Raw genomic sequence first — 24204 nt, 5'->3', positions numbered from 1 at the left:
AGGGCGAACTTTGCTGTTGCCCCTGCGGCGGGTTTTTCCGCTGCCTGCGCCGCGTCGCCGGGCGTCGTCGTCGCCGGGGCCGCTACGTCCGCCTTCGATTCGCCCGCCGGCTTCGATTCGCTCGCCTTGGCCTCGTCCCCCGTGTTCGGGGCCGAAGCGGCCGCGCCGCCGCATCCGATGGCCGCAAGGCAAAGGCCGAGCACGGCCGGTCCGAGATTCACGAGACCGAACGGACGCGGACGACGGATCGACATGCGGGCGCTTTCTCCTGAAACCTCATCTTGCCGGGGCAAACGGGCGCGCACCTTACACAGGAGGCCGAGGAGGTTCACAACGCCCCGTTGTCCGGGACGCGGACGCTTTGCACACAAAGGTGATCTTCCTCTGGCTTGCCGCGGCCAACGATCGTAAGCGACGGTCGGGATGACGCTCAAGGAGAACATCGGGAAGGACCACCTCCGCTACGACGCGGCCGCGGGGCTGGTCGTCTTTCTCGTCGCGCTTCCGCTCTGCCTCGGCATCGCGCTCGCGTCCGGGGCGCCGCTGCTCGCCGGCCTCGTCGCGGGCGTCGTCGGCGGCATCGTCGTCGGCTTCGTCTCGGGCTCGGACGTCAGCGTGAGCGGCCCGGCCGCGGGCCTCACGGTCATCGTCGCGACCGCGATCCACACGCTCGGCTACCCGGCGTTCCTCGCCGCCGTCATCTTCGCCGGCGTCCTGCAGCTCGCCTTCGGCGCGCTCCGCCTCGGCGCCATCGCCGACTACGTCCCCACGGCCGTCATCAAGGGCATGCTCGCGGCCATCGGCATCGTCATCGTCTTGAAGCAGATCCCGCACGCCCTCGGCCGGGACCTCGACTTCGAGATGGACATGAGCTTCATCGAGCCCGACGGCAAGGAGAACACCCTCTCTGCCATCGTGAGGTCGCTGCTCAGCGCGAGCGGCGGCGCCGTGGTCATCTCGCTCGTCTCGCTCTTCATCCTGCTCACCTGGGACAAACTCGTCGTCCCGCGAGCAAAAATCTTCAAGCTCATCCCCGCGCCGCTCGTCGTCGTCGTCGTGGGCACCTTGATCAACGAGGCGTTTCGCCTCGGCACGGACGGGTTTCACCTGAAGGGCGAGGATGGGCACCTGGTCTCGCTCCCGATCCTCCGCTCGCCCGTGGACATCGTCGGCGAGCTGCCGCGCCCGCTCTGGGCCGCCTTCAAGGATCAACGCGTCTACGTCACGGGCGTGACCCTCGCCGCGGTCGCGAGCCTCGAATCGCTCCTCGCCCTCGAAGCCGGGCAAAGGCTCGACCCGTTCAAGCGTATCGCCCTGCCGAACCGCGAGCTCGTCGCGCAGGGCCTCGGCAACATCACCTCGGGCCTGCTCGGGGGCCTGCCCGTCACGTCCGTCGTCGTGCGCACGAGCGCGAACGTGTATGCCGGTGGCCGCACGCGCTGGTCGACGATCCTCCACGCCTGCCTCTTGCTCGCGGCCGTCCTCTTCCTCGGCCGCGTGCTCAATCACGTCCCGCTCGCCGCGCTCGCCGCGATCCTCATCGTCATCGGCTCGAAGCTCGCGCCGCGCTCGCTCTTCCAGCAGATGTGGCGCGAGGGGATCGGCACGTTCGTGCCGTTCATCGTGACGATCCTGGCGATCGTCTTCACGGACCTCTTGAAGGGCGTCCTCATCGGCCTCGCGATCGGCGTCTTCTTCGTCATCCGCACGAACTCGCACGCGGCGATGATCGTGGTCTCGCAGGACAACTACGCGCTCTTGCGCTTCAACAAGGACATCAGCTTCGTGCACAAGGCCGAGCTCAAGGAGAAGCTATCGGCGATCCCCGAGGGAACGATGCTGATCATCGACGGCACGCGCGCCCTGCACATCGATCGCGACGCGTTCGAGGTGCTCGACGATTTCGTCGAGAACGCGAAGTACAAGGACATCAAGGTGGAATTCAAGAACCTGCGAGGAAAGCGCCCCGACGGAGAGCTCCCGGCGCCGAGGTGATCGTCATGGACGCGTACAAAAAGCTCCTGCTCAGCAACAAGGCCTGGGTCGCCGAGAAGCTCGCCATTCGCGCCGACTACTTCGAGCGCACGGCGACGACGCAGACGCCCGCGTTCCTGTGGATCGGCTGCTCCGACAGCCGCGTCCCGGCCGAGTCCGTCACCAGCACCGAGCCCGGCGAGCTCTTCGTGCACCGAAACATCGCGAACCTCGTGGTGCACACCGATCTCAACATGCTCTCGGTGCTCCAGTATGCGGTCGAGGTGCTCGAGGTGAAGCACATCATCGTCTGCGGCCATTACGGTTGTGGTGGTGTGCGCAACGCGATGACGAACCGCTCCTTCGGCCTCATCGACAAGTGGTTGCGCCACATCAAGGACGTCTATCGCGCCCACCGCCGCGACCTCGAGACCCTCTCCGACCTCGACAAGCGCCTCGACCGCCTGGTCGAGTTCAACGTCGCCGAGCAGGTGCAGAACCTCGCCGAGACGAGCTTCGTCCAGCACGCCTGGGCGCTGCACAACCGCCCCACGCTCCACGGCTGGGTCTACGACATCCGCACCGGCTTTCTGAAGGAACACGCGCAGATGAAGCCCGGCACCCCGCTCGAGGACATCTACCGCTTCGAATTCGACGACGTGCCCTCGAAGCATTGACGTCCTCCGGCCGAGGGCGGGGCATGGCTCATTTCCAGCCACCCCCTGGCCGCCTGCGGCCATCACGCCTCGCCTCGCTCGTGCTCTACTCGCTCTCATGAGCTCCGAGCACCCGCCTTCCTCCGCGACCTGGATCGCGGGCAAGGCGCTTTGTATCCTCTCAACCTTCACGTACGGCCTCCTCACGGCGTTGATCGACGTCCTCGATCCGCACCACCTCCGAAACCCTGATTGGCCGGGGCATGCGCGGTTCCACCTGCTCTGGCTCATCAGCGGCGGGGCCCTCGGCGCGCTCGCCTCCATCTACCTCTTCTGGACCGCCACCCCTCGGTCTCTCTGGCGGATCCGGACGGGCGCCCTCCTCGGGGCCCTCCACATCGGCGGATTCTTCGTGGCCGCCCTCTTCAAGAACGCGGCGGGCGCCGAATTCGACGCCGATGGCCGGGTCCTCTTCGGTTTCCTCCCGCCGGCCATGCTGCATTTGAGCATTTCCGCGGCGCTGCTCTTCGCCGGCGTCTCGCTCTGCAACAAGAAAGGTGATGCGACATGAGCTCTCGCACCGTCACGGCCCCCGTCCTCGTCATCGGCGCCGGGCCTTCCGGCATGGTGAGCGCCTTGTGCCTCGCGAAGCGCGGCATCGATTGTATCCTCATCGAGCGCCGGCAGGGGACGGACACGCACCCGAAGGCCCACGAGCTCTCGGCGCGCTCGATCGAAATCCTCCACGAGCTCGGGCTCGGCTACGACGAGCTCTCCGCGGAGGCGTCGCCGGCGGAGGACGCGGCCAAGGTCCTCTTTTGCGACACGATCGGCGAAGAGTTCGGCTGCATCGATCTGCAAGCCGGCAGCATCGGGCGCAAATACCGCGAGCACCTCGAAGCCCCGATGCCCTACCTCAATGTCTCCCAGGTCGAGCTGGAGAAGATCCTGCAAAAACACGTCGCGGCCTCGCCGCGCATCCAGACGCTCTTCAATCACCAGTGGGAGTCCTTCGAACAGGACGAGGAAGGCGTCGCGAGCCGGATCCTGAATCGAGCGACCGGCGAGATTTTCACGATACGGAGCCAGTACGTCCTATGCGCCGACGGCGCCGGCAGCCGGAGCCGCAAGGCGCTCGGCATCGAAATGAGAGGCCCGGACAAGCTGCTCGACGTCGTCAATGCCTACTTCGAGGCCGACCTGCGCCACGTGGTCCGCACCCGCGGCAAGCTTTACTTCATCTTCTCGCCCAAGGCGCCGGGCAGCGCGTTCATCGCCCACCACGTCGAGAAACGATGGGTCTTCCATCTCCCCGTGGCGACGCCGCACGAAAAGGTCGAGGAATACACCCCGGAGGTGATGCTGAAGAAAATCAAGGCGGCGCTCGGGCGCGAGGACGTGGACATCCAGATCACCTCGATGAGCCACTGGCGCATGACCGCGCAGGTGGCGGACCGCTTCCGGAGCGGGCGTGTCTTTTTGATCGGCGACGCGGCCCATCGATTCCCGCCCACCGGCGGGCTCGGCATGAACTCCGGCATCGGCGACGCGCACAACCTCGCCTGGAAGCTCGCGATGGTGCTCGATCGCCGCGCCCCGCCCGAGCTGCTCGACAGCTACGAGGCCGAGCGCCGCCCGGTCGTCCAGACGAACTGCGACGAGAGCCGGCTCAATTTCGAGAGAATGAACGAGGTCGCGGAGGCCTTCGGCATCAACGTGAACGACGCTCGATGGGCGACGGAGAAGCTCGCGAGCTCCACGATGCGCGCGCTGCCCGAAAAGGTCCGCGCCTTCGCCGAACGACAGGCGCAACGGTACGCCGAGAGCGTCCTCTCGCGATACCATCGAGACCCCTCCGTGCGAGAGCGCGTCCTCGCCGCCATCGCGCAGCAGAGGTCCCATTTCGATCGGATCGGCCTCGACCTCGGCTACACCTACGAAGAAGGCGCGATCCTGCCCGACGGCACGAAGCCGCCCGCGTCCGACGACCGCGTGTCCTCCTACGTCCCCTCGACGCGGCCGGGCGCCCGATTCCCGCATTTCTGGCTGGATGGCAATACGCGGCGCCGCGGCAGCCGATCCATCATCGATTACCGCACGTCCACCCTGCTCGTCGGCGCGGCGGTCGAGACGCATCCGGCGGACGTCGAGGCGCTCGGCCGGATCGAAGCGCGCCACGGCGTCCGGCTCTTCGAGCTCGGCGCGGCGGACATCCCCGTCTGTCACGTGGCTGCCGTGCACACGGCGCTCGAGATCGAGCCCGACGGCGCGCTCTTGATCCGGCCGGACGGACACGTCGCGTGGCGACAGACGCGCGGCGTGACGCTCTCCGACGCCTTGATCGCGTCGATCGTCGGTCACGTGTACGGAGGCGGTGAGACGGTCGGGGGGTGAGGGCTTGCCCCTTCGCCGGCCGCTCGGGTACGGTCGGCTCCATGACGACCCCCGCCCCTGCCGTGCGCCCCCAGAGCCAGAGCACCGTCGCGGTCCCCATGGCGGCGCCCGCGCCGTCCGGCCGCCTCGCCGTCCTCTCCGCGGCGGCCATGGGCGCGCTCGCCATCCCGCTGCCGATCCTGCCGGATCGCATCGTCACGCGCCTGCGCGGCGCCCTCGCCCACGACACGGCCACGCGCCACGGCATCAGCCTCACCACCGACGCCCGCGAGATCCTCGCCAACGTCGACAGCGAGCAGAACGCCGCCCGCGCCCTCGGCAGGAAGGCCGCCGAGGCCATCGGCCTCGCCATCTTGAAGCGCGGCCTCGGCCCCCTCGGCGCCCTCACGAACCTCGCCCGCGCCCTCGAGGTCTTCGCGTTTGGCCACCTCTTCGACCGCTACATCACGCAGGCCCGCCGCTCGGGCGCCGTCCGCATCCACGCCGAGGAGGCGCGCAAGATCCGCGAGACCATCGACCGCGCCTTCCTGCACGCCTTCTCCCCGATGCTCCGCCCGACCCCGATCACCTTGCCGGAGACCATCGAGGATCTCCGCGACGAGTTCACCCGCTGGATCGACACGGCCATCCTCACGGGCGCCTCGCTGCCGAGTTACGTCGAGCGGCGCCTCGAAGCCGCCTTCGACGAGGTCGTGAAGCACGATGGTTGAGCGCGACCCCGCCTCCTCGTCCCACCCCCGCGCCGTCCTCGCCAAGACGAGGCGCGCCATCCTCAAGATCGGCTCGAAGAGCCTCACTGGCGACGCGTGGGACCGCCTCGCCCAGGACGTCGCCGCCTACCGCGGCCACCGCGCCGGACGTGGCGGCGGGCGCAGCGTCGTCATCGTGTCGAGCGGCGCGATCGCCCACGGCATCCAGAAGCTCGGCCTGAAGAGCCGGCCCAAGGACATCGCCTGGCTGCAAGCCGCGGCCGCCGCCGGCCAGAGCATCCTCATGCAGCGGTACGAGGAGGCCTTCGACAAGGTCGGCATCCCCGTCGCGCAGGTTCTCCTGACGCACGCCGACCTCGCCGACCGCGCCCGGACGAACAACGCCCGCGGCGCCCTCGGCGCGCTCCTCGAAGCCGGGTGCGTCCCGATCATCAACGAGAACGACGCCGTCGCGGTCGAGGAGATCAAGTTCGGCGACAACGACCAGCTCGCCAGCATGGTCGCGCCCCTCGTCGACGCCGACCTCCTGCTCCTGCTCTCCGACGTCGAGGGCTTGCTCGACGCCGAGGGCCGCCGCGTCCCGCTCGTCCGCAGCATCGCCGCCGAGGCGCGCCCGCTCGCGGGCGGCTCCACCTCGGGCGTCGGCACGGGCGGCATGACGAGCAAGGTCGAGGCGGCGCGCCGGGCGACGCTCGCCGGGGCCCACGTCGTCATCGCCCACGCCCGCGAGCCTGGGATCCTCGGCCGTGTCGTCGCCGGCGAGGACGTCGGCACCTTCTTCCCGGCCGTCCACCAGCGCCTCAGCGCCCGCAAGCACTGGATCGCCTACACCCTCCGACCTCGCGGCGTCATCCTCGTCGATCGCGGCGCCGCCGAGGCCATCTGCGCCAAAAACCGCAGCATCCTCGCGGTCGGCGTGCTCGGCGTCCGCGGCATGTTCCAGCCGGGGGATGCCGTCTCCGTCGTCGACCCCGACGGCCGGGAGATCGCGCGTGGCCTCTGCCGCCTCTCGCAGTCCGACGCGGCGCGTGTGGCCGGGCAGAAGCGCGAGGAGGACGGGGAGGAGATCGTCGTCATCCATCGGGACGACCTCGTCGTGCTTCCGATGGAGTGAGGAGAGATTCCGGACAGGAGGGAGCGGGAAGGGGGAGCGCTCGTGGGCGCTGGATCAGGTATCGCTCGACATGCGGAAGCTGTAGTCGGCGATGACCCCGGGGGCATACACGCCGATCCACACGCGGTACGTGCCGAGCGGCGGGGTCACGATGTTGATCTCGGGCTGATTCTCCCCGCCGCTGTCATCGTCGCAGCGGTAGGAGCCGTCGGGGAGCTGCACGAGGAGGACGAGATCCTTGGTGGAATCGGTGCGCAGCCGGAGGTTCGGCCGTGCCCGGTCCAGGGTGATCTCGAAATCGTTCGTCTCCACGATGTATCCACGGCACCCCGCCAAACGAGCCGACACCGGGACGGTACCGGACGCCGTTCCGACCGCCGTCGCACCGGCCCCCGGCCCCGGGTCTCTGAACACCCGCGGGTGCACCTGGGCGTGCGCCGTCGCCGCGGCCATCCCCGCGAACAGGACCATGCTCATTGCGATTGCTTTCATGAGAACACCTCCCACCCTCCAATGAGCAATGGTTATGCCGCGATGAAGCCGAGCGCTTGCGGCACATTCGCGCCATCCATATCCCCGCGCGCCGCGGTAGGGAGGACGCGGTCGGCCATTTCAGGGGCATACGCACGTCGAAGACAGGACCTGCGGAGCACCGGCGGCGAGGACGCGTTCATGACGGCGCTCGCATCGACGCACCGCGCGGATTCATTAGAGATCGATTGGGGCCCTCGCGTCCCCGAGTGCATGCCGACGGAGGGGAGCATGAAGCATTCGCGTCTCGCGGGATGGGCAGTCATGGCGTTCGGTGGGGTGAGCCTCTTCTCCGCCCGAGGCCTTGCGCAGCAGCCGGCCGTTGGTCTCTACGAGCTCACGGTGGCCTGGCCGTCCGACAGTCGAGGATGGAGCCGGGCACTGATCTCGTGACGTTCCCGTGTCACGGTCGCCCGAACCAAGTGTTCCGGATGCGTCGATTGCCGTGACGCGCTCCGGCGCGCGTGGTTGGGCAGAAGCGCGAGGACGGGGGTGAGGACGTCGTCATCCATCGGGACGACCTCGTCGTGCTTCCGTCCGAGTAGCCACCTGCGTTACAGTGCTGGGACTTTTTTCGAAGTCCTGGCCGATGTCCTTCCTCCGTCAACATCCCGTGTGGTTCCCGGCGGTTTGGCTGGTCGTGCTGGCCGCGCCGGGGGCTTTGGCGCAAAACCCCGCCGAATCTGCCCCTTCGGCGTCACCCCCCAGCTCCGGGACGTCATCCCCCGGCTCCGAGACGTCACCCCCCAGCTCCGGAACGTCACCCCCCGGCTCCGGGACGTCATCCCCCGGCTCCGAGACGTCACCCCCCAGCTCCGGAACGTCATCCCCCGGCTCCGAGACGTCACCCCCCAGCTCCGACACGTCATCCCCCGCGGGGACTCCACCCGCGGCCGAGGGGACCCCGCCCGCGGCCGAGGGGACCCCGCCTGCGCCCATCGCCCCCGCGCCCACGCCGGCCCCGGGGCTCTCCAAATTCCAGGTGCAATCGCACGCTTACAGCGGCTTGCGTTGGCCGGGGTACGTCGTGGGCGCCAGCATCCGCGGCGGCGGCGGCATGTATGGCTCCTCGCTCGGTCGGGGCAACCCGCTCGTCACCGGCTACCGGTTCGTCGAGCGCGGCGGCTTCATCTCCGGCCTCGTGATCGGCGGCATCTTCTACCTGCTCGGCGCCACCGCGGCGGCCATGCCGGATTCCACCTCCACCTCCACCTCGTCCTATCTGCGCACGAACGACCGCGGCCAAACCGAGCAAGTCACCACCACCACGTACTCCGCGACCTACAGCAGGAGCCCCGAAGAACGCGAAGCAGCCCTCAAAGCGGCCGAAGCAGGCGCCAAGGACCTCGCCGCCTACCGCCAGCAGTCCTTCGAGCTCGACGTCTTCACCCGCGACTGGTTCGGCTCGACCCTCGGCGACGCGCGCGGCTACCGCATGAACTTCCTGCTCACCGCGTTCACGGGCAAGTGGTTCATCGTCGAGACGGGCTTCGGCTTCGGCGACGTGAGCGCGATCGTCCCGGGCAAGGACATCGTCGTCGAGGAGAAATACGTCGGCATCCCGATCCGGTTCATCGTCCCGTGGGGCCCGCTTTATGCGCAGGCCGCGCTCGATTTGAACTTCCGCGGCCTCGATTTCGGCCTGCTCGCGGACGACGAGATCGAGACACGCGACGTGGATGGAAAGCGCATGCGTGTGGACCCCGTGCGACCGATCCCGTTCACCTTGTCCGTCAACGCGGTGCTCTGGCGGCTCCACCTGTCGGTCGGCGTCGAGACCGCGCGCCCGTGGACGGGCCAGTTCGGGTACGTCGCCACGGCGGGGGCGAGGTTTTAGCCATGGGACTCTGCATGCGACCGCTCGCCGCCGCCTCGATTCTCTTCGCGGCCCTCTCCTTTTCGCCCGACGCGGCGCGCGCCGACGACTGGAGCCCGAGGGACGAGTATTCGAGCGAAGATCAGGTCTCGCAGGCGTACGGCCTCGGGACGAGCCACCTCGCCAGCGTGGGCATCGTCTACATGCCCGGCTCCATCGTCGATTTCGAGGAAGACGAGCAGAACCCGCCGATCTCGGGCACCGGGTATTTCACGGTGGCGGCGAGTTACCTCCCGCTCCCCACGCTCTTCGGGGCCATGGGCGGCATGGAGGCGGACTTTTCCATTGGGTTTCCGGCCTTCAAATCGTACTTCGGCGGCTTCGGCGCGAACCTCGGCCTCGTCGTGCAGCCGATCTCGTTCCGGCACCTGCGCCTGAGCGTCGCGGTGGGCGGCGGATTCAATGCCCACGGGTATGGCTACGTGAAGCCGCGCCTCGCCTTCACGATCGTGCCCGGCTACGTCGACGCCGACGCCACGTACCGCTGGATCCCCGACACCGCGAGCAACGTCTTCGGCGGCAGGTCGGACGGGCTCGAAGACCGGGGCTTCGGCGAGCACAAGCTCCGCGGCTCCTTGTACATCTCGTTCCGCCCGAAGAAGGAGGACGCGCTCGACCTCGCGCCGGGCCTGCACCTCTTCTACGAATACACCCGCGTCAGCGGCGATGAGAAAGAGCTCGCCCGCGTCCGCATCCGCCCCGGCGATTACATGAGCTTCGGCCTCGCCGCCCCGCTCTGACCCGAGGGCGCCCCGGACACCCGCCACGCATCGTTCGAAATCCGGGAACCCACCTCCAAGAGCGCTGTCGGTGCAGCCATGCGCTCGGGCCTCCTCTTCACGAACGGCATCCTCCTCGCGGGCATCGTCGCGGTCCTGGCCATTGGCCCCGGGACCCACTCGAAGCGCCTCCTGCCTGCAGACGCCAAAACCACCGAGACCCCGGTCGACATGGCCGCCCTCGAATCGGCCGCCTCGCTCACGCCCACCGTCGACTCCGTCGTGGCCCTCGCCTCGGCGTACGTCGACCGCGGCCAGCCCGGCCTCGCGAGCGCCGTCATCGAAAAGGCCCCCCGCGCCATTCAGCTCGATCCTCGTGTCGCCGACGTCGCGGCCCGCGCCCTCTTCCACCGCGGGCGGGCGCGCCAGGCCCTCGCGACCGTCGAGGACGCGCTCGACGCCTGCGATTCCGAGACCGTGGCGTGCCGCTCCTGGCAGGTCGCCAAGGCCCGGCGCCAGGCCGCGTTCCTCCACGAAGTCGTGGCCGCGGGCATCGAGGACCCCATGACGGATCCCGCCGCCGTCCGGGCCGCGTACGAGCGTTCGACGCAGAAGGTCGGCCTTGTCGCGATGCGTTAATGCCGCCGGAGGGGGCGCGCGTCACGTGACGTAAGACGCACCCAAGGAAAATCTGGCGGCGTTGTCGGATGCCCCATCGACGCCGCCATGTCACGATTCTTTTTTTGGTTCGTCTCAGGGAGCGATGTTCGTGAGCCATCGTCGCTGCGTACTCGGGAGGCGATCGCCAGCGTGCTGAATCGACGCGAACCCCGCTCCTCCCCGCCCTCCTCGCTCGGCGCCCGCCTTTCGAGCGGTCTGCCCTGGGCGACGGTGTTCGTCTCCACCTCTCTCCTCGTCGGCTGCAGCCAGCCCCAGAAGCGTCCGATCGCGACCCCCGCGTCGCATGGTCAGGCCGAGGAGCGTCCCTTCATCTTCCAGCCGCCCGTGGACCTCGACGTCGAGAACAAGGTCAACGCGGTCGTGCGCATCGTGGGTGACGTGACGTGCACCGGCACGCTCATCGCGGAGGACCTCGTGCTCACGGCGCACCACTGCGTCTCGGAGCGCGACGCGGACGGGCAGGTGCAAAACCACGACAAGGATCCGGAGAGCCTCACCATCGAGCTCGGCGGCGACGACCTGCCGTGGGGCGAGGTGAAGGTGCGTGCGATCGTGAGCCCGGATTGCGGCTACGTATCGGGCGAAGGCGACATCGCGATCCTCGTGCTCTCGCGAAAGCTCGTCGGCGTCCCCACGCTGAGCCCGCGCATCGAGGAGGCGCCCGCGGCAAACGAGTCGATTTACCCGATCGGGTTTGGAAGGTGCGCGCTCTCGCGCGGGCCCATCCACCGCATCGAGCGCGTCGGCGGGCCGATCGGCAAGGTGCGCAGCGGCGACTTCATCGCGGTCGCTTCGGTTTGCCCCGGCGATTCGGGCGGACCGGCGTACAGCCCGAACAAGCAAGACGTCGTCGGCGTGGTCTCGGCTTCCGTGATGGATGGCGACGACGCCACGGCGGCGCCCTCGATCTTCGTGCGTCTCGACGCATGGCGCGAGCTCTTCAGCGCGGCCAAGGAGATCGCGAACGGGACGAGCCCGAGCGAGCTACCGCCCTTCCGAAGCTGCCAACGCTGAGGGTGTACCGCAGGCTGCTGCGCGGCTCGATGCGTCGGTCGACCTCGCTCGACGTACGGAGTACGCCTCGCTCGGCCTCCCTAGCCTCGAGCCGCTCGCGACGCCTGCGATACACCCTCTGACCCGCGCGCCGGATGCTCGCCTCCCGGGCCGCGCTTGCGATACGATTCGCGCTTCGATGCAGAAATTCGGCAAAGCGCTCGGCTACACCGTCCTCGCCCTCGTGGTGGTCTTCGGGCTCCTCAGGGTGCTGCTCTTCAAGACCTGGACCGTGCCGACGACGCTCCGGCTTTCGGCGTCGGTCGCTCCCACGCTCGACGGCGGGGATTTCGTCTTGCTCTTGACCCGAGGCACGCCGGGCTTCGGCGACCTCGTCCGTTGCAAGGACCCCGAAGATCCGACCCAGTACGTCGTCGGTCGCATCATCGGCGTCGAGGGCGACAAGATCGAGATCACCGGCCGCAACGTGGAGGTCAACGGCAAGCGCTACAACCCCGTGCAGGCTTGCCGGCCGCACAAGTACCAGACCGTGCACCCCAACACCGAGGCCGAGGTCGACCTCGAGTGTGGCGTTGTGGAGATGGGCGGGGGGTGGCATTACCGCGGGCAGACGAAGTCCAAGACGAGCCCCATGACCTTCAAGGCCGAGGTGGGCGAGGGCATGGTCTATCTGCTCAGCGACAACATCGACCTCTACGACGATTCTCGCGAGTTCGGTACGCTGGAGCGCGCCTCGTGCAAGGAGCGCGTGGTCTTCCGGTTCGTCGGCAAGAACGGCTGGGGGGACGAGGATGCCCGGATGACGGTGATCCGATGAGCCGCAACGGACGATCCTTGTTTGCTTGACCCTCCTCGCGATCGCCGTCTAGAACCGGGTGTCCCCGAGGAACGACGTTGGGCAACGAGCAGCACGAGATAGGCATCGTTTGCGGTCAGTGCGACACGTGGAGTCCCATGGGCGCCGCGAGCTGCACTGCGTGCGACAACGATCTGGCCCTGTTCGGGAGCCGGCAATCCGTGCTGCCGACGCCGCTGCCGCCTGCGCCCGTGCGCCCGGCGGTCTCGGCGCGCCCCGCAACGACGCCCGCGCCGCCGCTCAATCGGCCCGTGGCGCCGCTGCCCCCGACGCCCTCCGTGGGACCTCGTCGCGCCCCCGCGGCCGGCGCCGTTCCCGCGCAGAAAACCCCAGCACGAAGCGAGTTCGCGGACTTATCGCAGGAGGAGCTCATGGAGCAAGCCCGTAACTACGTCTGCCGTTCCTGCTCGAGCGGCGTTCCCTCGGGCCACAAGTTCTGCGGGAGGTGTGGGACTGCGGTTCCGCTCGAGATCCTCAACGCGCAGACGCTCTTCTTCGGGGACATGCAAAACCCCGCGAAGGCGAAGCTCATCCTGATCCGCGGCGAAGGCATGGATGGCCTGAGCTTCCATCTCAAGGCCGAGCAGCACATCGTCGGCCGAAACGGTCAGCTCGTCTTCCCGGACGATCCGTTCGTCTCTCCGAAACACGCGAACTTCTTCTACCGAGACGGCAAGCTCGTCGTGCGCGACGAGGGCTCGCTGAACGGCGTCTACATCCGCGTGCGCGGCACCGTCGACATCGTCCCGAGCGACACGTTCCTCGCGGGCGAGCAGCTCTTCCGCCTCGATTCGAGCCCCAAGCCCTCCGACGGGCAGGACCCGGACGGGACGTACTTCTATTCGTCGCCGAAGCATCCGAGCCCGTTCCGGCTCACGCAGATCCTCCAGGGCGGCGCGGTCGGCATGACCGTGTGCGCGCGTGGATCGTCCTTGCAGATCGGGCGCGAAGGCGGCGACCTGAACTTCCCCGGCGATCTGTACATGTCCGGATCGCACTGCCGGATCGAGGAGAACAGCGGGAAGTTCTCGCTGACCGATCTGAACAGCCGCAACGGCACGTACGTGCGCATCAAGAGCGAGCGCGAGCTCGGGCACGGCGACTACCTCTTCATCGGCCGCAAGCTCCTGCGCGTCGAGCTCAATACGAACTAGGCGGTTTGTCGTGACCACGAAGACCCATCGGCCGCTGTGCTTCGCCGACGCATCCGGCGGCGCGCTCGCGGCCCTCGGCGCCGCGGTCGCGCGCGCGCTCGGGCACACGGACGCGGTGGCGGCGACCATCGGCGAGGCCTCGGCGCTGCCCGCCGAGGTGCCGGCCGTGCTCGCGGAGATCGGGCTGGAAACGCCGACGGTTCTGAAGCTCGACGAGGCGCTGTCGAGTCCGCACACGGTCGTGTGGCTCGCGGATGGAGCGGCGCCGGTGGCGGATGCGCGGACGTTCGCGTGCAAGCTCCTGCCGGCGGACGCGGGCGAGCTCGAACGGATGGCGACGGCGCGGATCGCGCGGGATCGGATCGAGCGGATGCTCGAGACCGATCACGGCTGAGCGACTCCCTCACCCCCAGCCCCTCTCCCTCGCGGGAGAGGGGTGAAGACGCGCGTGTGGAGCCGGGTCAGCGCTTGCGCGTGCTGCGGCGTAACGCTTCGTCGCGGGTCGCGGCGATCGTGTCGGCCACATCGAACGCGGCTTTCACGGCCGTCGTGAGCGCGCGGAGGACCGGCTCGGGGACGAGGGCGATGAGCCGTTCGAGGTCCACCGGGCCGTCCGTGTTCGGCACGTAGCGGTCCATCAGCTCGGCGAAGAGGTCGTACTTGCGCGAGAGGTCGTCGAGGCGCTTGCGGAGCGCGTTCGCCTCGTCGCCCTGCGCGTCGCCGAGCAGGCCGAGGGCGCGGCGCGAGAGGGCGCGTTTGTCCTGCACGACGCGGCGCAGGCGCGCGAGGTAGGCGCCGATGATCACGTCGGGGTACTTGCCCCGCAGCGTGTACGAGTCGTGCCGCGCGCCGGACTCGCGGCGGCGCTCGATGATGCCCGCGGCTTCGAGGCCGCGCAGGTTCGCGAAGATGTTGCTCTTCGAACGACCGAGCTCCATCGAGAGCTCGTCCATCGAGCGCGGGCTGTCGGCGAGGTAGAGCGCGGCGACGACCTGCCCGCCGAGACGCGTGATGCCCGGGAACGAGGCGGCGATCTCCGCGCCCACGCCTTCGAGCAGCGCCTTTCGCGCGGCGACGACACGTTCGTCGGGTGTGCTCGGTTCTCCGTCTGGCCTGCGAGAGGTCATCGCGGGCGCCAATGTAGCGTCACGAGTCGTCCATGCACAGGGACGCGTGTTTGCCGCGGGGCACACCCTGGATGAACTCGACGGGGCAGGCGAAATCGAGGACCGGGCCCGCGGGCTTCTTGAGCATCTCGCCGATCTCGACGGCGCTCGCCTCGGACCAGTCGCGCGCGCCGTCGTAGCGGGCGCGGATGATGCCGTTCTTGTCGATGAGCCAGGTCTCGGGGAAGAGCTTCGTGCCGTACTTGCCCCCGACGATCTCCGAGTCCGTGTCGAAGAGCACGGGGAAGGGCGCGTCGCCGTCGAGCAGGACGCGGAGGAGGTCACGCACCTTCGTGCGGTCTTCGTCGATGGTGACGGTCACGAGGACCATGTCCTTGCGGCCGCGGAGCACGCGCGCGAGCGTGGCGAGCGAGGGCATTTCCTCTTTGCAGGGGCCGCACGTCTCGGTCCAGAAGTTGAGGAAGACGACCTTGCCGCGGAAGGACGAGAGCCGGACGGGCTTGCCGTCGAGGTCGGGCAGCTCGAAGTCGGGCGCGAGCCGATCGCGGCCGGCGTAGGCGGGGCCGAGGCCACACATCGCGGTGCAGCTCGCGCGGACCTGATCGTTCTTCGCGGCGGTGACGAAGCCGAAGACGGCGACCGCCGCGGCCACGATGAAGAAGATCTGCAGGAGCGTGGACGACTTCATGCCTCGACCTCCATAGCGCAAGGGCGCGCCTCCGCCCACATGCTCAAGGCGTCTCCTCGCGGAGCAGCCGCAGGAGGCGCGCCTCGTCGACGCGATACTTCATGATTTTACGCCCATCGAGCTCCACGACGGGCACGTCCCAATCATAGGCGGCGCGCTTTTCGGCCGGGGCTTCGCGGTCGAGGTCCAGGACCACGAGCTCGAAGGGCTCCGTGAGGCGCACGCGTTCGAGGGCCTCTTCGGCCACGTCGCAGAGATGACATCGCACCCGCGTGTACAGGGTGATCGTCTTCATGCGCTGGCGACGATGGAGAGGCTCTTCTTTGGCTTCTTCGGGGTGAGCGCCTCGAACGCGCGCTTGTAGGCGGCGAAGGCGCCGCCGGCATGCACGGCTTCGAGCACCGCGCGGCCCTCGGCCTCTCCGCCTTGCGCGAGCACGGCCTCGACCCAGGCCCACTTCGCGCTCGTGGAGCGCACGTCGGCGCGGCCCTTGAGCCCACGACGCAGGCGTTCGAGCCGCGCGTTCACCACGTCGATGCCCGCGAACGGCGCGTGCGCGAGCGGCGTGTTGCGCTTCGGGCAGAAGGGCGCGATGCCGAGCGCGATGGGGACCCTTTGCGAGAGCTCCGTGACGAAGCGGACGCACTCGTCGACGTCCACGTCCTCTTCGCCGGGCACGCCGATCATCAGGTAGAGCTTCATGCGCGGCATGCCGTGCTTGCGCGCCATCTCGGCCGCGCGCTCGAGGTGGCGGATGCGCGCGCGCCGGTCGAGGGTCTCGCGCACGCGCTCGCTCGTGCCGTCCATCGCCGTGGTGAGCGTGCGGTAGCCGGCGAGCTTCAGCGCGCCGACGAACTCGTCGGAGAGCTTGTCCGGGCGCAGGCTGGAGAGGCCGACCTCGCAGCCGCGCTCGGCGAGGGTGCGGACGATCTCCACGATCTTCGGGTGATCGCTGACCGCGGCGCCGACGAGGCCGATGCGGCGCGCGTCCTCGGGGATGAGGCCGAGGATCTTTTCCTTGGGGACGATGCGCATGCCGCCGTTCGTCGAGCGGCGCATCACGCAGTAGGTGCAGCCGCGCGAGCAGCCGCGCTCGGTCTCGATCAAGAACATGTTCGAGAGCTCGGTGTCGGGCGTGCGGATCGGCGCCCACGCGGGCAAGAGCTCGTCGTCGCACTGCGCGATGCCGGGCATGGAGGTGCCGTGGCGCGAGGGGACGAAGACGTGCGGGGTCTTCGCCAAGAGGTCGAGCGCGGCCTCGCGCGAGGGCGTGTCGCGCAGGATGCGAAGCACCTCGACGGCGAGCGTGTCGGCTTCGCCCATGACGATCGCGTCGGCGAAGGCCGCGAGCGGCAGCGGGTTCGAGTTCGTCAGCGGGCCGCCCGCGAGGATGAAGGGATCCCGGGACGATCGTTCCTCGCGCAGAGGCGCGATCCCCGAAGCTTCGAGCAGGCGCACGACGCCCGCGGTCTCGAGCTCGTAGGCGACGCTCATGGCGATCACGGGGTAATCGCTGAGGGGGCGGAGCGATTCGTACGTGAGCGGGACGGCGCGCGGGCCGTGCTCGTCGTCCGGCAGGAAGGCGCGATCCGCGGCCATGTCGGGCTCGTGCTGGATCGTCTTGTAGATCTGCAGGAAGCCGAGCGAGCTCATGCCCGTGCGGTAAGGCGACGGGTAGGCGAGCGCGATGCGCCAGGGCGCGTGTTTGTCGAGGCGTCCGACCTCCTCGGCGAGCCGCCGCCGGATGGTCGCCACGGTGACGTCACGTGACATTCGGGAAGAGACTCCTTCAGCAGGCTCGGTGGCGCAAGCGATCCCAGCCGATTTGCTCACGAAAACACCCGGGATCCCCGCCTCAACGGGCGGAGGGACGTGACAGGTGAACGGCCTCGCCGTCGGTCTCCCAGACGACGTCACCGCCCCGGTCGGTCCGGGCGATGGTGATGGCGCGGGCACGCAGCGAGGCGAGGACGCCCGGATCGGGGTGGCCGTAGCGGTTGCGCACGCCGGAGCAGACGAGGGCCACGCTCGGGCGAACGGCGTCGAGGAAGGGCGGCGTGGTCGAGGTGCGGCTGCCGTGGTGGCCGAGCTTGAGGAGATCGGCGCGGAGCGCGGCAGGGTGTTTTTCGAGGAGCGCGCGCTCGGCCGCGGCCTCGGCGTCGCCGACGAGGAGCGCGGAGCGTTTGCCGTAGGTGATGCGCAGGACGAAGGAGTTGTCGTTCGCGCTCTCGTCGGGGACGAACCCGGGGCAGGGGGCGAGGACTTCGATCGTGGCGCCGCCGATCACGTGTTTGCCGCAGAGCGTGTCCGGCCTGCGAAGGGGAATCTTACGGTGGCGTAGATTCGCGAGCATCGCGGCGTACGTCGGCCCGGCGCCGTGGTCTTCGCCCTGGCCCGTGTCCCAGAGCTCGCCGACGTCGATCTCCGGAAGCGTGGAGACGAGCCCGCCGAAGTGATCGGGGTGCGGGTGCGAGAGGACGACGATGTCGACGCGTTTTTTGCGGAGCGCGCGCAAGACGGGGAGCACGACACGCGTGCCCGTGTCGACGGGGCTTCCCATGAAGCCGCCGCCGTCGATGAGCATGGTTTTCCCGTCGGGCAGATCGACGAGGATCGAATCGCCCTGGCCCACGTCGAGAGCGCGCACGCGCAGCAGGCCCTTGGAGCTCCCAGCATGTGCCGCGCCCTGCTCCAGCACGAGGAGCGCGGCGAACCCGAGCGCGAGGGCGGCGCTGCGGCGAAGAGCATCCTTCGCGAGGGCGGCCGCGAGCGCAGCGATGGACACGGCCGCGAGCTGAGAAGGCGTGGGCGGCGGGAAGGTGACGATCCCGCCGAGATCACTCGTCACGCGGGCGACCGCGCGCACGGCGAGGAGCGCGCCCGAGCCGAGGAGCGCCGCGCCACGCTCGACCGGCGGTGCCCACGCGAGCACCGCGTGCAGGAGGCAAACGGGCAGCGCCGCGAGCTCGCCGATCGGCGCGGCGACGAGGTTCGCGAGGATGCCGAGCAGCGGCAAGGAGGGCGTCATCATCGCGAGGAACGGCGTGCAGGCGGTCATCGCGGCGAGCGTCGTGGCGATGGGGCGCAGCACGGCGCGGACGGGCGCAGGGCCACGCACGAGCCGTTCCGCGATGGGTCGATCGAGCCCGAGCAGCCCCGCCGTCGCCGCGGCGGACAGGACGAACGACGGGTCGCTGCCGACGAGCGGGTCGAGGATCGCCGCGAGGAGGAGCGATCCGCCGAAGGCACGCACGCCGCTCGGGCGACGGCCGAGCGCGCGTACGAGCATCACCACGGAGAGCATGCCGGCGGCGCGCAAGGCCGAGCCGCTGCCGCCCGCGAAATCGGCATAAAGCCACGACGTGGGGATCGCGAGCGCCGCGGAGATGCGGCCGACGTCGAGGCGCGCCGAGAGCGGCGTGACGCGCAGGAGCAAGGCACGCGCTGCGGCCGCGAGGCCCGCGACGGCGAGGACGAGGTGCGTGCCGGAGACCGCGAGCAGATGGGACAAACCGCTCCGGCGGAAGGCCTCGTTGTCGGCCTCGTGCAGATCCGTCTCGCCGAGGACGAGGGCCCGCGCGAGCGGCTGGGCTTCGGGATGAAACGTCGCCTCGATGCGGCGACGAACGTAGGCGCGAGCCCGATCGATCCACGCGGGGATGCCCTGGCCACGCGAGACGTGTTCGAGATCGACGAGACCCCCCGACGCGGCGACGCCGCTCCGCGCGATGGAAGGACGCGGGTCGGGAAGGCTCTCGTTCAGGAAGAGATGGACCGGGGCGAGGTCCGCGACGAGACGCACGCGATCGCCACGCGCGAGGTCCTCGGGCGCGCCGTGGAGCCGCGCGCGGAGCGGCCCTTCGAGCGGGCCACGTTCGCAGGCGGCCTCGGAAAACTCGACCTCGATGCGAGCCTCACCGCGTTCTTCTCCCGGAGGAGCGGGCTCGCGCTGCACCACCGGCGAGCGCAGCACGATCGCTTCGCCTTCGCATCGACCTGGAGGCCCGAGCGCCTCGGTCACGCGCGCGTGCAAGGCCGCGGCCTCGTCGATCGCCGCGCGGGCACGCAGCGCGCCGAAAGCAAGCACGAGCGCGAGGCCCACGAGCGCCCACCGTTCGAGGTGACGGCGCAAGAGGAAGAGCGAGATCACGGCCGCGAGCGCGGCGGGGAGCGGTGCGCGTGCCAGGGCGGAGCCCGCCGCGAGCGCGAGCGCGGTGAGGAGCAGCTTGTCGGTCACGTACCGCGATGCAGCAAGCGCCGGGCCGCCCTCGAATCGGCCGGAATTCCGCGCGATCGCTCACCGAAAACCCTGGCGCCGCCATGGCGGGCCCCGGCGGCCGCCACCTTGGCGAGCGCGCGTCATTCGCCCTCGCCCCCACGTGATGCAATCGGATTGCAGGATTCCGTGCCGCGTAAAACTCGATCCGACGCGCGCATCGACGCACAGAGAACGCGTGCGCGTCCGGGAGCGCCTTCCTACAATGGCGGCTCTCTTGCGCGTGCTCTCCCGATCCATCGTGGTGCACGCGCCTGCCGCTCCCCTGGAGGTCGCTGATGTTCCCGTGTCCGCCCCGCGCTCGTTTTGCCTTGTTGGTTGGCGCTCTCGCGCTCGTCACCGGCTGCGGTGACGTGTCGCAACTGGCCCCCGAGGGCGCCGTCGCCGAGGCGGAGCTCGACATCAGCGGCGGCTATGCGGATGACAAGGACACCGCGGTCGTCGGGATTTACGCGACGAACCTCGGCGGCATCTGCACCGGCTCGCTCCTCGCGCCGAACCTGGTGCTCACGGCACGCCACTGCGTTTCGGAGATCAACAACAACCAGGGCACCGTCGAGTGCGGCGTCACCAAGTTCTCGCCGCCCGCGGCGCCGAGCAGCTACCTCGTCACGACCGCGCCCGAGCTCTCCCAGGACCCCTCCGCGTACCGCGCCACCAAGGAGGTCGTGCTCCTGCCCGCCGGCGACGACTTCTGCGGCCAGGATCAGGCGATCCTGATCCTCGCGGAGAACATCCCCGAGGCGGAAGCCAAGCCGCTCGTGCCCCGCATCGACGAGCCGCTCGTCACCGGCGAAAAATACTCCGCGATCGGGTTTGGCGCGACGGACGGCGCGGGCAACGGCGCGGGCGCGCGTCGCCGCCGCGACGACCTCACCATCACCTGCGTCGCCGACGAGTGCCCCGATGTCCAGGTCAAGACGACCGAGTGGATGGGCAACGCCGGCGTCTGCCAGGGCGACTCCGGCGGACCCGCGATCGACTCGAAAAACCGCGTCATCGGCGTGACCTCGCGCGGCGGCTTCAACTGCTCGACCCCGATCTACGGCTACGTGAAGGCCTGGGATCAGTGGATCAAGGACACGGCGATCAAGGCCGCGGACATGGGCGGTTATCCCGTGCCGGCGTGGGCGAACGGCGGGTCGACGAACCCCGACTACACGTACACGCCCGGCGACGCCTGCAACGATCCCTCCGACTGCGCCTCGGGTCGCTGCGTGAACGACGGCAAGGAGCAGTACTGCACGCGCCTCTGCAACGAGCAGGCGCCTTGCCCCGAGGGCTGGTACTGCGACGCCGACAGCAACGGCCAGGGCGTCTGCTTCAAGCAAGAGGGCGCGTCGTCGGGCGGCTGGGGCGAGGAAGACCCCGACGGCCCGCAGATCTCCGAGGACAGTGGCTGCAGCGTGAACGCCGATCCGACGAAGCCCGTGCCCTGGCGCGGCGGCATCTTCGCGCTCGCGCTCGTCGCGCTCGGTCTGCGGCGCCGCGCGCGGTGAAGCGTCGCTCGTTCCACCTCGCGCTCGTCGCGCTCGCCCTCTCCGCGTGCTCGCGCGGCTCCGGCAAGGACAAACCTCTCCGCGTCGTCTCGCTCTCGCCGAGCACGACGGAGACGATGTTCGCGATCGGCGCCGGAGGCCTGCTCGTCGGGCGCTCGCGCTACTGCGACTACCCGAAAGAGGCCGAGGCGCTTCCCATCGTCGGTGGTTACGCCGATCCGAACGTCGAGGCGATCGTCGCGCTCGCGCCCACGCTCGTCGTCGGCGCGCGTGGCCCCGCCGGGCCCGTGCTCGAAGAGGGGCTGCGCGCGCACGGCATCGACACGTTTTTCCCCGAGACCGAGTCCCTCGACGGCATCACGAGCATGATCGAAGAGCTCGGTCGCCGCGTGGGTCACGAGGCCGAGGCGAAACGCGTCGCGCAAGGCATCCAGGACAAACGCAAAGCGCTCGCCGCGCTCGTCGCCGGACGGCCCAAGAAGCGCGTGCTCTTCGTGTTCGACGCTTCGCCCATCGTCGTCGCCGGTCCCGGCAGTTTTCCCGACGAGCTCGTGCGCCTCGCGGGCGGCGAGAACGTGATCACGCGCGGCGGCGCCTACCCGACGATCGGCCTCGAGCATCTGCTCGCGCTCGATCCCGACGTCCTGCTCGACGGCGCCTCCGACATGCGCGCCACGAAGACGCTGCGCGAGCGCGTCGAAAATGCCCCCGGTTGGCGGGAGCTCCGCGCTGTCCAGAAGGGCCAGATTCGTGTCGTCGGCTCGGACGTCTTGCGCCCCGGCCCCCGCATCGGTGATGGACTCTTCGCCGTCGCCCGCGCCATCCACGGCGAGGACCTCGCGCCCCCACCATGACCCGCTCGCCCGCCCGCGTACGCGCCGATGCTCTCCTCGTCACCCTCGGCCTCGCCGAGAGCCGCGCCCAAGCACAAGCCCTCATCATGGCCGGCAAGGTGACCTGCAACGAAACACGCGTGGACAAACCCGGCGCGCTCCTCGCGCCCGACGCGCCCCTCCGCGTCGCTTCTCCGCCGCGCTTCGTCTCCCGCGGCGGCGACAAGCTCGACCACGCGCTCTCGTTCTTCGCGGAGAAAGGTCTCGACGTCGCCGGGCGCCGCTGCCTCGACGTCGGCGCCTCCACGGGCGGCTTCACCGATTGCCTGCTTCAGCGCGGCGCCGCGCTCGTCGTGGCCGTCGACGTCGGCTACGGCCAGCTCGCCGAGAAGCTTCGCGCCGATCCACGCGTCGACGTCCGCGAGCGCGTGAACGCGCGCGAGCTCGGCCGCAGCGATCTTCCCGCGGGCGTCGACCTCGTCGTCGTGGACGCATCGTTCATCGGCATCGGCAAGCTCATCGGTGCGATCGCGGCCTTGCTCGATCCGGGCGCGGACCTCGTCGCCCTCGTGAAGCCGCAGTTCGAGGCGGGTCGGGAGGCTGCCTCGCGTGGACGGGGCGTCATCCGGGATCAGGAGACGCGAAATGCCGCGATCGCCGCGGCGCGTCGGGCCGTCGAGGAAGGCGGGTTCGAGGTCGTGGCCGAGGTCGACAGCGCGGTTGCCGGCCCGAAGGGCAACGTGGAGCGGTTCGTCTGGGCGCGTCGACGCGCCGGCTGATCCCGAGGCCGCGCGCGCTCGGGGCTGACGAGTTGCGGCGATGATGGTACTCATCGGCCCGGCACGGTCACCGCGATTTTCGCGGCCCTTGCCGGCGAGGAGAGGTCGATGCTCGGACGACGGCGTTGGGTGAAGGCGATCGTGGCCCTCGGCGCGAGCGCGCTCTGGCTCTCGGCCTGTTCCACCCAGAAAGACGCGCCCCAGAAGGAGGCCGCGGGCAAGGATCCGAGCGTCCCCGCGGCGGCCGAGCCCTGGAAGGTCGGCGCGTACCTGAGCCTGTCGGGCGCCGAGACGCAGTTCGGCATCGAGACGAAGGAAGGCATCGAGCTCGCCGTCGACGCGGTCAACAAGAAGGGCGGCGTGAAGGGCCGGCCCGTGAAGGTCCTCTACGAGGACGACAAGTCGAACCCGCAGGAGACGAACAACAAGGTCCTGCAGCTCATCACGCGGGACAAGGTCGTGGCGCTGCTCGGCGAGGTCGCCTCGTCGCGCTCCACGGTCGGCGGCATCGTCGCGAACAAGCACAAGATCCCGATGATCACGTCCTCGGCGACGGCGCCCGAGGTCACGCAGATCGGGCCCTTCGTCTTCCGCGTCTGCTTCACGGACGACACGCAGGGCCAGATGGGCGCCGAGTTCGTGGTGAAGACCATGGGCAAGAAGCGCATCGGGATGCTCTACGCCTCCGACGACGTCTACTCCTCGGGCCTCGCCGCGCAGTTCCGCGACGCCGTGAAGAAGCTCGGCGGCGAGATCGCCGTGGAGAAGAGCTTCATCAAGACGGAGACGAACTTCACCACGTACATCAACGAGATCCGCGACGCGAAGCCGGAGCTCGTCTACGCGCCGATCTACTACAACGCGATGGTCCCGATCGCGCGGCAGGCCAAGGCCGCGGGCATGCCGGGCAGCACGTTCGTCGGCGGCGACGGCTGGGACGCCGAGACGCTGATCCAGGACGCGGGCGACGAGATGGAGGGCGCGTACTTCACGAACCACTACGCGCCCGACGTCCCCTGGCCGAACGCGCAGGCCTTCCTGAAGGCCTACAAGGAGCGCTTCAAGCGGGATCCGTCGAGCCTCTCGTCGCTCGGCTACGACTCGGCGATGCTCCTCTTCGACGCCATGGGCCGCGCCAAGGGCGACACGCCCGAGTCCATCCGCGACGCGATCGCCGAGACCAAGAATTTCGAGGGTGCGACGGGCACGATCACCATCGACCCGAACCGCAACGCGGACAAATCCATCGTGATCGTCCAGATCAAGAACAAGAAGTTCACCTACTATGCGACGGTGAACGACAAGGCTGCGAAGCCCTGAGGC

23 protein-coding genes are annotated in these 24204 nt (G+C 69.2%); 17 read left to right on the top strand and 6 right to left on the bottom strand.

Annotated features, from left to right (window positions below; translation table 11 throughout):
• The first annotated feature begins 423 nt into the window (after positions 1-423).
• From QHF84_RS11375 to proB, 6 genes are all read left to right on the top strand, one after another.
• Positions 424-1995, top strand: a complete 1572-nt coding sequence (locus QHF84_RS11375; RefSeq protein ID WP_281313261.1) for a SulP family inorganic anion transporter — start codon at positions 424-426, stop codon at positions 1993-1995.
• A 5-nt stretch (positions 1996-2000) separates the two neighbouring features.
• Positions 2001-2651: a carbonic anhydrase gene (locus QHF84_RS11370; protein WP_281313260.1), complete on the top strand. Its 651-nt coding sequence runs from the start codon at positions 2001-2003 to the stop codon at positions 2649-2651.
• A 97-nt stretch (positions 2652-2748) separates the two neighbouring features.
• Complete coding sequence (locus tag QHF84_RS11365; protein WP_281313259.1) at positions 2749-3201, top strand: hypothetical protein; 453 nt, start codon at positions 2749-2751, stop codon at positions 3199-3201.
• A complete protein-coding gene (locus tag QHF84_RS11360) occupies positions 3198-5024 on the top strand; it encodes an FAD-dependent monooxygenase (protein WP_281313258.1) in 1827 nt (608 codons plus the stop codon). The genes QHF84_RS11365 and QHF84_RS11360 overlap by 4 nt, the downstream gene beginning before the upstream one ends.
• Positions 5025-5065: 41 nt before the next feature.
• Positions 5066-5734 carry a hypothetical protein gene (locus QHF84_RS11355; RefSeq protein ID WP_281313257.1) on the top strand — a complete coding sequence of 223 codons (669 nt, stop codon included), beginning with the start codon at positions 5066-5068 and terminating at the stop codon, positions 5732-5734.
• The gene (gene proB / locus QHF84_RS11350) at positions 5727-6848 is read left to right on the top strand and encodes a glutamate 5-kinase (protein WP_281313256.1); all 1122 of its coding nucleotides are present in this window, start codon (positions 5727-5729) and stop codon (positions 6846-6848) included. The genes QHF84_RS11355 and proB overlap by 8 nt, the downstream gene beginning before the upstream one ends.
• A gap of 54 nt (positions 6849-6902) precedes the next feature.
• On the opposite strand, the gene QHF84_RS11345 is transcribed toward proB, so the two are convergent.
• On the bottom strand, positions 6903-7340 hold the full coding sequence (locus QHF84_RS11345) for a hypothetical protein (RefSeq protein ID WP_281313255.1): 438 nt from the start codon (positions 7338-7340) through the stop codon (positions 6903-6905).
• Positions 7341-8406: 1066 nt separating this feature from the next.
• Between QHF84_RS11345 and QHF84_RS11340 the strand changes: the two genes are divergently transcribed.
• The 7 genes from QHF84_RS11340 to QHF84_RS11310 all read left to right on the top strand — a co-directional run bounded on the left by QHF84_RS11340 (position 8407) and on the right by QHF84_RS11310 (position 14073).
• Positions 8407-9216, top strand: coding sequence for a hypothetical protein (locus QHF84_RS11340; RefSeq protein WP_281313254.1), 810 nt, complete (start codon positions 8407-8409; stop codon positions 9214-9216).
• A gap of 2 nt (positions 9217-9218) precedes the next feature.
• Positions 9219-9995, top strand: a complete 777-nt coding sequence (locus QHF84_RS11335) for a hypothetical protein (RefSeq protein ID WP_281313253.1) — start codon at positions 9219-9221, stop codon at positions 9993-9995.
• A 78-nt stretch (positions 9996-10073) separates the two neighbouring features.
• Complete coding sequence (locus tag QHF84_RS11330; RefSeq protein ID WP_281313252.1) at positions 10074-10613, top strand: hypothetical protein; 540 nt, start codon at positions 10074-10076, stop codon at positions 10611-10613.
• Positions 10614-10784: 171 nt separating this feature from the next.
• Positions 10785-11669 carry a trypsin-like serine protease gene (locus tag QHF84_RS11325; RefSeq protein WP_281313251.1) on the top strand — a complete coding sequence of 295 codons (885 nt, stop codon included), beginning with the start codon at positions 10785-10787 and terminating at the stop codon, positions 11667-11669.
• A 178-nt stretch (positions 11670-11847) separates the two neighbouring features.
• On the top strand, positions 11848-12486 hold the full coding sequence (gene lepB, locus QHF84_RS11320) for a signal peptidase I (protein WP_281313250.1): 639 nt from the start codon (positions 11848-11850) through the stop codon (positions 12484-12486).
• Between the two features lie 77 nt (positions 12487-12563).
• Entirely contained in the window at positions 12564-13679 is a 1116-nt protein-coding gene (locus QHF84_RS11315) for an FHA domain-containing protein (protein WP_281313249.1), read from the top strand.
• A 10-nt stretch (positions 13680-13689) separates the two neighbouring features.
• Positions 13690-14073 carry a hypothetical protein gene (locus tag QHF84_RS11310; protein ID WP_281313248.1) on the top strand — a complete coding sequence of 128 codons (384 nt, stop codon included), beginning with the start codon at positions 13690-13692 and terminating at the stop codon, positions 14071-14073.
• A 67-nt stretch (positions 14074-14140) separates the two neighbouring features.
• Here QHF84_RS11310 and QHF84_RS11305 read toward each other — a convergent pair whose 3' ends face one another.
• From QHF84_RS11305 to QHF84_RS11285, 5 genes are all read right to left on the bottom strand, one after another.
• Entirely contained in the window at positions 14141-14806 is a 666-nt protein-coding gene (locus QHF84_RS11305; protein WP_281313247.1) for a MarR family transcriptional regulator, read from the bottom strand.
• A gap of 19 nt (positions 14807-14825) precedes the next feature.
• Positions 14826-15494: a TlpA disulfide reductase family protein gene (locus tag QHF84_RS11300; RefSeq protein ID WP_281313246.1), complete on the bottom strand. Its 669-nt coding sequence runs from the start codon at positions 15492-15494 to the stop codon at positions 14826-14828.
• Positions 15495-15537: 43 nt separating this feature from the next.
• Positions 15538-15789, bottom strand: a complete 252-nt coding sequence (locus QHF84_RS11295; protein WP_281313245.1) for a glutaredoxin family protein — start codon at positions 15787-15789, stop codon at positions 15538-15540.
• Positions 15786-17267, bottom strand: coding sequence for a radical SAM protein (locus tag QHF84_RS11290; protein WP_281313244.1), 1482 nt, complete (start codon positions 17265-17267; stop codon positions 15786-15788). The genes QHF84_RS11295 and QHF84_RS11290 overlap by 4 nt, the downstream gene beginning before the upstream one ends.
• An 82-nt stretch (positions 17268-17349) precedes the next feature.
• On the bottom strand, positions 17350-19731 hold the full coding sequence (locus tag QHF84_RS11285; protein WP_281313243.1) for a DNA internalization-related competence protein ComEC/Rec2: 2382 nt from the start codon (positions 19729-19731) through the stop codon (positions 17350-17352).
• A gap of 350 nt (positions 19732-20081) precedes the next feature.
• Here QHF84_RS11285 and QHF84_RS11280 point away from each other — a divergent pair, with 350 nt between their 5' ends.
• From QHF84_RS11280 to QHF84_RS11265, 4 genes are all read left to right on the top strand, one after another.
• Complete coding sequence (locus QHF84_RS11280; protein ID WP_281313242.1) at positions 20082-21269, top strand: S1 family peptidase; 1188 nt, start codon at positions 20082-20084, stop codon at positions 21267-21269.
• A complete protein-coding gene (locus QHF84_RS11275; protein WP_281313241.1) occupies positions 21266-22123 on the top strand; it encodes an ABC transporter substrate-binding protein in 858 nt (285 codons plus the stop codon). Before QHF84_RS11280 ends, QHF84_RS11275 begins: the two co-directional genes overlap by 4 nt.
• Complete coding sequence (locus tag QHF84_RS11270; protein ID WP_281313240.1) at positions 22120-22881, top strand: TlyA family RNA methyltransferase; 762 nt, start codon at positions 22120-22122, stop codon at positions 22879-22881. The genes QHF84_RS11275 and QHF84_RS11270 overlap by 4 nt, the downstream gene beginning before the upstream one ends.
• Positions 22882-22989: 108 nt before the next feature.
• Positions 22990-24201 carry an ABC transporter substrate-binding protein gene (locus QHF84_RS11265; RefSeq protein ID WP_281313239.1) on the top strand — a complete coding sequence of 404 codons (1212 nt, stop codon included), beginning with the start codon at positions 22990-22992 and terminating at the stop codon, positions 24199-24201.
• The last annotated feature ends 3 nt before the right edge of the window (positions 24202-24204 follow it).

Source organism: Polyangium sp. y55x31, from assembly GCF_029946505.1.
In the GTDB taxonomy this organism is placed as follows: domain Bacteria; phylum Myxococcota_A; class Polyangia; order Polyangiales; family Polyangiaceae; genus Polyangium.
Note: the sequence above shows the minus strand (reverse complement) of the source record. Positions and strands in the feature narration are given on the sequence as shown.